The sequence below is a fragment of the Halomonas sp. KX33721 genome (genome assembly GCF_001596805.1).
GTDB lineage: Bacteria > Pseudomonadota > Gammaproteobacteria > Pseudomonadales > Halomonadaceae > Vreelandella > Vreelandella aquamarina.
Window position 1 is genome coordinate 22,733 of the sequence record NZ_LVIA01000038.1, and the last position, 9,622, is coordinate 32,354.

The window sequence follows — 9,622 nt, forward strand, 5'->3', positions numbered from 1 at the left end:
GCGCACAAAACGTGCGCTGATGATGACACAGTGCGGGCAGTGAGGCGTTGTTTCAATGCTTGACCCGCTGCAAGCGTTTGGCCTGGGGGCAGGCGCCTGCTAGTCTTGCCGCCTTTCCATATCCGTAATCTGCAAGTGTCACCAATCAAGTGCCACCCATGGCAGGAGCAAGTAATGAGTGAAACGCTAGAGCGCTGGGGGTCGAAACGGGCCTTTATCTTGGCGGTAACAGGTGCTGCGGTTGGGCTGGGTAATATTTGGCGCTTTCCCTATGTGGCAGGAGAGAACGGCGGTGCTGCTTTCCTGTTGATTTACGTAGCGTTCGTGCTGCTGTTAGGCATTCCCGTGATGATGGCGGAAATCCTGATTGGGCGTGCCGGGCGGCGCGGGCCGATGCAGGCGCTGGGGGTGCTGGCGTCAGAAGCCGGGGCTTCACGGCACTGGCGCTGGCTGGGGCTCTTCGGCGCGTTCACCGTGTTCTGTATTTTGTCGTTTTACTCGGTGGTCTCCGGCTGGTCGATTGAGTTTTTAGTGGCCTCGGTGAATGGCAACTTTAACGGTGCCAGCGCAGCTGAGATCGGCGCAGGGTTCGAAGCGTTTCTGGCGAATCCTGGGCTGCTGATCTTCAACCACTCGCTGTTCCTCTTCATGACCATGACGGTGGTAGCAGCCGGGGTGGCCAAAGGGCTCGAGCGGCTCAATAACCTGCTGATGCCGCTGCTATACGGTTTGCTGCTGCTATTAGCCATTTACGCCACGACCACGTCGGGCTTTGGTACCGCGCTGTCGTGGCTCTTTTTGCCCTCTTTTGAAGACGTGACGGCAGAAGTCGTTCTGCACGCCATGGGGCATGCGTTCTTTACGCTGGCGGTGGGGGCATGTGCCTTGATGGCTTATGGGGCTTATATGCCCGATGAGCAGAGCCTGCCGAAGGCGGCCTTTGCCGTGGCGGTGCTGGATATTAGCGTGGCGCTGCTGGCGGGCATTGCGATTTTCTCGGTGGTGTTTGCTCAGGGCATGGACCCCGCCGATGGACCAGGGCTGATGTTCGTGACGCTGCCCATCGCGTTTTCCGAGTTGCCCTGGGGCTCGTTCTGGCTCAGCGTATTTTTCCTGCTGCTGCTGCTGGCCACCTGGACCTCGGCGATCAACCTTGCCGAGCCGATGGTGGCCACGTTGCAGGGGCTGGGCTGGCGGCGCAGTATCTCGACCGCCGTGGTGGCGATCAGTGTCTGGCTTCTGGGCCTACTATCGGCATTCTCGTTCTCGACGCTGGCCGAGTTTAGGCCGCTGTTCGGGCGTAACGTGTTCGAACTGGTAAGCAGTATTCCGCCCGATATTTTCCTGCCCTTGGGTGGTTTGCTGATTGCTACCTTTGCCGCTTGGGTGATGCCGCAAGCGCTGGTCGTGAAAGCGCTGGGCGTGGGCGATGGTGGCTATGTCATGTGGCGCAATATTGTTCGCTGGGTCTCGATTCCACTGACGTTTATTGTTCTACTCGGTGGGTTGCTATAGTGCTGTCATCCCGCGTCGTCACGAAATGCGAAATGCTTTAGAGGAGTGTGCCATGAGCAGTGCCCTAAGGACGTATCAAGGAGTCTCGCCGCAGTTGGGTGAGCGTGTCTACATCGATCCCGCCAGCGTGGTGATTGGCAATGTCACGCTCGGCGATGACTGCTCGGTATGGCCGATGACGGTGATTCGCGGCGATATGCACCGCATCACCATTGGCGCGCGCACCAGCGTTCAAGATGGCAGCGTGCTGCACATTACCCACGCCAGTGATTTCAATCCTGATGGTTTCCCGCTCACGATTGGCGACGATGTGACCATTGGCCACAAGGCAATTTTGCACGGTTGCACCCTGGGCAGCCGCATTCTGGTGGGAATGGGCGCCATCGTGATGGATGGTGCAGTGGTTGAAGATGAGGTGATTATTGCTGCTGGCGCGGTAGTGACACCGGGCAAACGATTGGAGAGCGGTTACGTTTATGCCGGTAACCCTGCGAAAGCGCTGCGCCCGCTCAAGGAGAAAGAGCGGGCTTTCTTCCCCTATACCGCAGGCAATTACGTTAAGTTAAAAGATCAGTTCCTTATGGAAGCCGCCGAAGCACGCTAAGCGTTTGCCTTACCACTCTTTTTTCTAACCTAGCCATGTTGCGCGCACTGAAAGTCTGGTAATTTATCCAGTTTTCTAGGGTGCCGCGACATGGCTAATTTTCGCACGCATATAACGGTTGCAGCAGCGGGCGGCACGCTAATGGCTTACGTTGGCTGGCAGGCGCAGTGGTGGGTAGCTCCACAAGCCCTGCTGGTCATTGCCCTGGTGGCCTTTGGCGGTATTCTCCCTGACATTGATGCTGACCGTTCTCGCTCTATCCGGCTGATTTTTAATATTTTATCAGTGCCTTCGCTGGTGCTGGGTGTGCTGTTGCTGCAGCCGTGGTTAACACCTGGGCTACTGCTCGTGGCGTGTGGTGGGATTTACTTCAGTGTGCGCTACTTGGCAGCCGTGCTTTTTTCACGCCTGACAGTGCATCGAGGTATCTGGCATTCACTCATGGCGGCAGGGCTGTGTGCGTTGGCTACGGCTGCGCTAAGCTTTCACTTGCTTGCCCAGCCTGCCTGGCTGGCGTGGGGCCACGGGGCTGCAGTACTGTTTGGGTTTATTATTCACTTGAGTTTGGATGAACTGTTTAGCGTCGACCTCGAAGGGGCGCGCTTAAAGCGCTCTTTCGGTACTGCGCTAAAGCTTGGCGATAGCCGCCGTCCACTTTCCAACCTATTAATGTTGATCGCCATGCTTATCTTGGTGCCCTGGGTGCCGCCTTGGGGAGTGCTGGTTGAGCTATTTCATCAGGGTTCGCTGCTGTGGCGATAGTCGCCAGCGCTTAAACCGTGCTTTTTGAGCTTGTCATAAAACGTTTTGCGGGGGATTCCTAAATGGTGGCAAACATCCGTCACTCGTCCTTGGTGGCGCGCTAGCGACTGACTGATCAAGCTCTTTTCAAACAGCTCTACTTGGCGGGGTAGCGTTAGCTCTTGAGTGTCGGCAGCGACACCCTCCAGCAGGGCATCAAGACGGTAGTCAAACGCGGCTCCCAGCAGTACATAGCGCTCGGCTAGGTTACGCAGTTCACGCACATTTCCCGGCCAGTCGTGGGCCAGGAGGGTGGCAATGGCGTGGCTATCTAGAGTGGGCGCTTCAAGCCCGCTGCGATTCGCCGCCACCACGGCAAAGTGTTGGAACAGTAAGGGAATGTCTTCTCTTCGCTCGCGAAGTGCTGGCAGCGGTAGGGTGACTACGTTTAGCCGGTAGTAGAGATCTTCGCGAAAGCGCCCCTCTTCGGCGGCGACTTTGAGGTCGACTTTGGTGGCGGCAATCACACGGATATTGAGCGGAACAGCTTCGTTGGCGCCTAACCGTTCTACGCTACGCTCCTGAAGCACTCGCAGCAATTTCACCTGAAGTGCCAAGGGCATGGACTCAATCTCATCTAAAAAGACGGTGCCGCCGTTAGCGTGCTCAAATTTACCAATTCGCCGCTCTACCGCCCCTGTGAAGGCGCCTTTCTCATGGCCGAACAGCTCGGACTCGATGGTGTTTTCCGGCACCGCACCGCAGTTGATGGCCATAAACGGACTGTTACGCCGGGCGCTGCGCTCGTGAATCGCTCGGGCAACCAAGTCTTTGCCGGTGCCCGTTTCGCCAAACAGCAGCACGTCAGCTTCCACCTGGCTGATGCGCTGAATCATCGCGGCAAGCCTTGAGATCACTGGCGTTCGCCCAACCAAGCGCGGGCCCAGTGCGGCTTGCTGCACCTCTAGCTCGGCTTTCAAGCGCAGGTTTTCGAGGCTTAGCTGGCGCTTTTCGATGCCACGTCTCACCACATCCAGTAGTTGGTCGCCAGCGAAGGGCTTTTCCAGAAAGTCCCAGGCGCCTGCACGCATGGCTTCTACGGCGGTCGAAATGTCGCCGTGACCGGTAATCAGAATAATCGGCAGCGTGGCGTCGCGGCTATGTAGCTCATGCAGCAGCGCCATGCCGTCCATCCCAGGCATGCGAATATCACTCACAATGACACCAGGAAAGTCATTCGGCAGCGCGGCAAGCGCCTGTTCGGCCGATTCAAAGCAGTGGGGTGTATAGCCCGCAAGTTCTAACGTTTGGCTGGCGGTGATACGCAGATGCGGTTCGTCGTCGATCACCATGACCGGCAGCGTCGACGGCTCATGCATGGTATTGAGTCTCCTGTTTGATGCGGGAGCCAGACGGCTCTGGTGCCGATGAGCGTGGCAAGGTGATAGTGAAGCAGGCACCTCCTTCCGTTTGATTCATAGCCTGCAGCCTGCCCCCAAGGTCCTCCATAATACGTGAGGAAATGGAGAGTCCTAGCCCTAACCCGCTACCGGGGGCCTTGGTCGTGAAAAAGGGCTCAAAAATATGTCCAAGGTGATCGGCGGCGATGCCAGGGCCATTATCTGCAACGCTGATAACCACTTGATTGTGATCCACTTGGGCGCTGAGCGTTAGAACAGGCGCATCAATCTCCTTCATTGCCTGAACAGCGTTGCCGATCAAATTCACAAGCACCTGTTCAAGACGAACCAGGTCGCCTTCTACCCAGAGTGTCTCCTTGGGCCACTGTTGAACGATACGAATACCGTCATCGCGTAAGCGACTATGAAAGAGCCGTAGCGCGTACTCAATGCAGGCTTGCACGGAAATGGTCTCTTGGCGCTCACTGCTTTTACGTGAGAATTGGCGTAGCTGGGCGCTGATATCGGCCATGCGTTCAGTGAGCTCGACAATCTGCGCTAAATTGGCGTCGGCGCTCTCAATCCGCGAGAGCTCAATAAAGCGCCGTGCGTTTTCAGCATAGGCACGAATCGCTGCTAAAGGCTGATTGAGTTCATGATTAATCCCGGCGGCTAATTGCCCTAGCACGGCCAGCTTTGCGGCTTGAATAAGCTCGTCCTGCGTTTGGCGTAAGTTGGCCTCTGCTCGCCGCCGCTCTTCAATTTCATCCGAGAGGCGTTGGTTGCTGGCGACTAAGTCGCGGGTACGACGCTCGACGCTGACTTCAAGCTCATCTCGCACGTGGGCTAACGTTTGGCGCTCCCGCTCGGCAAACGCTTCACGTTCCCGGCGTAGTCTCAGGCGTTGCCAGCCAATGCCCCCTGCTAGGGCGATGACGCCGTAGAGTCCTCCCGCCATGAAGGCAGCAATCCACTGGGCGTTCATGACCGGTGTCAGTGGCTTGAGAATATGCATTTGCCAGCCAAACTCAGGAATGGGGCGCGTGAGGCTTAAATAGCGCCCGCCGCTGAGTGGGCCATGCGCAAAGCTCACCAGGTAACTACCGGGCCCGTATGGGGTATTCAATTGAATCCCAGACGGCGTTAGCGGCTCCATGGCATAACGGCGGGTTTCGCGGAGCGCGTCGCGCTGCTCGTCGCTCAGCGGATAGAGAGCGTTCATGCGCAGTTCGGGGTGGCTGGCCATAAAGATGATGTTGTCGCTGTCGGTGACGAACAGCTCGGCGTCCTGCTCGGCCCAGCTCTCCTCGACGTCATCAAGCAGCACTTTGACGACGATCACGCCATCCGGCTTGGCATCGGGAGAGGTATCATCCAACCAAACCGGTGAGGAAAAGTAGTAGCCGCGCTCTAACGACTGGATCCCAAGCCCAAAAAAGCGTCCCTGGCCACCCGCGATGGCATCGGAGTAGTAGCTGCGAAACGCGTAGTTCTGACCAATGAAAGTGTTGGGGCGATGCCAGTTGCTAGCCGCGATGGTGTCGGCATCGCGATCAAGCAGGTAGACGTCCGAGACGCCTGAAGTGAAACGAAAACGATCCAGCAGCAGGTTGAGCGGCATAGGGTCTTGGCTATCCGGAGAGGCAAGAAAGCGCTGAATACCCTCTCGGGTGGCGAGCATTTGCGGCAGGTAGTCGTAACGCAGCAGGTAGCCGTTCAAGTTGGCCGCGGAGAGGCGTAGCTCGTTCTCGGCATCATCCTGAAGATTCGAAAGTGCCTGTTCACGAGCGAACTGAGCCGCCTGCCACATAAACAGCAGTAGCCCAACGGGAATGGCGATAAGCCATAGCAGACGCCAGCGCCACTCGGTGCTGCTGACGTGACTACTCATGCGGGACTATTAGTGGCTTGGGCACGACGTAGAGCGCGCTGAGCGCGAGTTTCGGCTCTAGCCATCTCAAGCAGCCCTTCTTCTACATACACTAAGTGCTCGTGGGCGCGGGTTCGAGCATCTTCAGCGCGGCCCTCTAAAATGGCATCCAGCAAGGCACGATGCTGTTTCATTAGCTGGGTACGCGAGTCGGGTTTGGCGAACAGGTGGGCCAAGTTATCCACGATGCTCTGTTCCAGCAGATGAAAAATGCCGCGGATCGTGTGAAGCAGCAGAACGTTATGGGCAGCCTCCGCAATAGCTAGGTGAAAAGCCGCATCTAGCTTAGCCTCTTGAGCCGGGTCAGCCCCCACAAAGCCACCATCAAGCTCTTCAAAGCGCTGAATCAAGACAGCTTTATCTGCAGGCGTCGAGCGTAGCGCGGCATAGTAAGCAGAAATACCCTCCATGGCGTCGCGAAACTCAAGCAGGTCGAGATGAAATTCATTGTGGCGCGACATCATCTCTAATAGCGGATCCGTGTAACCATTGTTCAGCGTTTCATTAACAAATGTGCCACCACCCTGGCGGCTAGTGAGCAAGCCGCGAGCCGCAAGCTTTTGAATTGCTTCTCGAAGTGAGGGCCGAGATACCCCAAAACGTTCAGCGAGTTCACGCTCGGGTGGCAAGCGCTGGCCCGGCTTCAGGCTGCCTTCCAGGATCATGGCTTCAAGGCGTTCAGTAATCACATCGGCTAAGCGCTGTTGGCGGAGCGGTGGGTAAGTCATTGGTGAGGGCCCCCATAATTGGTAAGACCAATAGTAGGGGCTTCAATGATTTGTCTCAATAGTAAAAAACTAACAAATGGATGGCTAACGGTACTGTTTATGCGGTTTGAAACTAAAGTATATAGCTGAAAAGCCCTATAGAGCGTGATGCCGGTTTGACACAGCGATAACCTCTCACTAATGTTGAGTCTTATTTTTTGTAAATTGGTAAAACCAATTTTAATCTGAGGCGCTTAACACCAACGCTTCGATGACCGTTTGTAGATAGTACTCGTAAATAGTGCATCTATTTATTGCATAGGGCCTGCCATGATCATTTCAGCACCGACGGACTACCGCCAAGCTGCCAAGCGCCGTATCCCTCCCTTTCTTTTTCATTATGCTGACGGTGGGTCATACGCAGAGCATACGCTGAACCGAAATGTTGAGGATCTCGCAGGTATCGCATTGCGGCAGCGTGTGCTGAAGGATATGTCGTCGCTGTCACTCGAAACCGAGCTGTTTGGCGAAAAAATGGCGATGCCTCTTGCGCTGGCGCCGGTGGGCTTGACGGGGATGTATGCAAGGCGTGGTGAAGTGCAGGCAGCCCGGGCGGCCACCAAAAAAGGCATACCGTTCACGCTCTCGACAGTATCGGTGTGCCCTATTGCGGAAGTAGCCGCGGCAGTTGACCGCCCCATCTGGTTTCAACTTTACGTGCTAAAAGATCGCGGCTTTATGAAGCATGTGCTGGAGCGTGCTAAGGCCGCGGGCGTGAAGACACTGGTTTTTACGGTTGATATGCCGGTTCCAGGAGCGCGTTATCGTGATGCGCATTCAGGCATGAGCGGTAAAAGCGGACCCATGAGGCGAATGCTGCAAGCCGCGCTGCATCCTTTATGGGCCTGGGACGTGGGGGTTCATGGTCGTCCACATGATCTAGGTAATGTGTCTGATTATCGTGGTAAGCCTACAGAGCTTGAGGACTATATAGCTTGGCTAGGTGACAACTTTGATCCCTCTATCTCTTGGAAAGATCTGGATTGGATTCGTGAGCAGTGGGATGGCCCGATGATCATTAAGGGGATTCTCGACGCTGAAGATGCGCGTGATGCAGTGCGTTTCGGCGCAGACGGTATTGTGGTTTCGAACCATGGCGGTCGTCAGCTAGATGGTGTTCCCTCTACTGCGCGTGCCCTTCCTGCTATTGCGGATGCAGTTAAAGGCGACCTGACGATCCTGGCCGATTCCGGGGTGCGCAACGGGTTGGATGTAGTAAGGATGATTGCTATGGGGGCCGATACAGCATTGATTGGCCGTGCCTTCATTTATGCGCTGGCCACTGCTGGGGAAGCGGGTGTCGCCAATTTGCTAGAGCTTTTCGATAAAGAGATGCGGGTTGCGATGACGTTGACAGGCGCGCGAACGATAGCTGACCTTAGCTCCGAATCGTTAGTATCTGGCGCTATAAAAGAACTTGAGCACCCTGTTAGGTAGCCGGTAATCAGCTTGATAGAGCAACGTTGGCATTTTTTTAAAAAAGCTCTTGCCAACCCGGCTGCGAATCCGTAAAGTACGCATCCGCTGCCGGGGACGCCCAGCGTTACCAGCGGTGAAGGAGGTTGAAAAACCTCTGGTTTGTCAGGAGGTTAGAGCCGTCTTGTTGTTGTTTAGATCGCTCGCTTCACTCGCTGAAAACAGCGGTTGACAAACACCAGGAAGTGCGTAGAATACGCTTTCTCGCTGAGGCAACACGGGTCAGGTCATCGAGCCCGTCGCAGCGAACTTAAGAAAGTTGCTCTTTAACAATTTGATCAGGTAATTCATGTGGGCGCTTGCCGATGAGGGTGAATCATCACCTAATATCAAGGCAAGCGAACACCAGGATACTCTTCGGAGTATCACAGTGAATTCGTTTGAACCTTGAGCCAAGTTTGATCCGCTTTTGTCGCTTTCGAGTGACACGTAAGGATCACAATGATTTTAAACTGAAGAGTTTGATCATGGCTCAGATTGAACGCTGGCGGCAGGCCTAACACATGCAAGTCGAGCGGTAACAGATCCAGCTTGCTGGATGCTGACGAGCGGCGGACGGGTGAGTAATGCATAGGAATCTGCCCGATAGTGGGGGATAACCTGGGGAAACCCAGGCTAATACCGCATACGTCCTACGGGAGAAAGGGGGCTCCGGCTCCCGCTATGGGATGAGCCTATGTCGGATTAGCTAGTTGGTGAGGTAATGGCTCACCAAGGCAACGATCCGTAGCTGGTCTGAGAGGATGATCAGCCACATCGGGACTGAGACACGGCCCGAACTCCTACGGGAGGCAGCAGTGGGGAATATTGGACAATGGGCGAAAGCCTGATCCAGCCATGCCGCGTGTGTGAAGAAGGCCCTCGGGTTGTAAAGCACTTTCAGCGAGGAAGAACGCCTAGCGGTTAATACCCGCTAGGAAAGACATCACTCGCAGAAGAAGCACCGGCTAACTCCGTGCCAGCAGCCGCGGTAATACGGAGGGTGCAAGCGTTAATCGGAATTACTGGGCGTAAAGCGCGCGTAGGTGGCTTGATAAGCCGGTTGTGAAAGCCCCGGGCTCAACCTGGGAACGGCATCCGGAACTGTCAAGCTAGAGTGCAGGAGAGGAAGGTAGAATTCCCGGTGTAGCGGTGAAATGCGTAGAGATCGGGAGGAATACCAGTGGCGAAGGCGGCCTTCTGGACTGAC

General features: G+C 55.7%; 7 protein-coding genes and 1 rRNA gene. 5 read left to right on the plus strand and 3 right to left on the minus strand.

All coding sequences use genetic code 11. From position 1 onward, the window contains the following. Positions 1 to 174 precede the first annotated feature (174 nt). The 3 genes from A3220_RS13740 to A3220_RS13750 all read left to right on the plus strand — a co-directional run bounded on the left by A3220_RS13740 (position 175) and on the right by A3220_RS13750 (position 2,881). Positions 175 to 1,515, plus strand: a complete 1,341-nt coding sequence (locus A3220_RS13740) for a sodium-dependent transporter (RefSeq protein ID WP_062362899.1) — start codon at positions 175 to 177, stop codon at positions 1,513 to 1,515. A gap of 52 nt (positions 1,516 to 1,567) precedes the next feature. Continuing rightward, positions 1,568 to 2,119: a gamma carbonic anhydrase family protein gene (locus tag A3220_RS13745; protein WP_044630444.1), complete on the plus strand. Its 552-nt coding sequence runs from the start codon at positions 1,568 to 1,570 to the stop codon at positions 2,117 to 2,119. A 90-nt stretch (positions 2,120 to 2,209) separates the two neighbouring features. Beyond that, positions 2,210 to 2,881, plus strand: coding sequence for a metal-dependent hydrolase (locus tag A3220_RS13750; RefSeq protein WP_062375340.1), 672 nt, complete (start codon positions 2,210 to 2,212; stop codon positions 2,879 to 2,881). Here A3220_RS13750 and A3220_RS13755 read toward each other — a convergent pair. From A3220_RS13755 to A3220_RS13765, 3 genes are read right to left on the minus strand one after another with little or no spacing between them, the layout of a single operon-like run. Then, entirely contained in the window at positions 2,857 to 4,239 is a 1,383-nt protein-coding gene (locus A3220_RS13755) for a sigma-54 dependent transcriptional regulator (RefSeq protein WP_044630446.1), read from the minus strand. The two genes, A3220_RS13750 and A3220_RS13755, sit on opposite strands and share 25 nt — an antisense overlap. Continuing rightward, a complete protein-coding gene (locus tag A3220_RS13760; RefSeq protein WP_062362903.1) occupies positions 4,232 to 6,151 on the minus strand; it encodes an ATP-binding protein in 1,920 nt (639 codons plus the stop codon). Before A3220_RS13760 ends, A3220_RS13755 begins: the two co-directional genes overlap by 8 nt. After that, positions 6,148 to 6,918 carry a GntR family transcriptional regulator gene (locus A3220_RS13765; protein ID WP_044630448.1) on the minus strand — a complete coding sequence of 257 codons (771 nt, stop codon included), beginning with the start codon at positions 6,916 to 6,918 and terminating at the stop codon, positions 6,148 to 6,150. Before A3220_RS13765 ends, A3220_RS13760 begins: the two co-directional genes overlap by 4 nt. A gap of 309 nt (positions 6,919 to 7,227) precedes the next feature. On the opposite strand from A3220_RS13765, the gene lldD reads away from it, so the two are divergent. Next, entirely contained in the window at positions 7,228 to 8,394 is a 1,167-nt protein-coding gene (lldD, locus tag A3220_RS13770; RefSeq protein WP_062362905.1) for an FMN-dependent L-lactate dehydrogenase LldD, read from the plus strand. Positions 8,395 to 8,882: 488 nt separating this feature from the next. Then, a 16S ribosomal RNA gene (locus tag A3220_RS13775) occupies positions 8,883 to 9,622 on the plus strand; the annotation flags it as partial.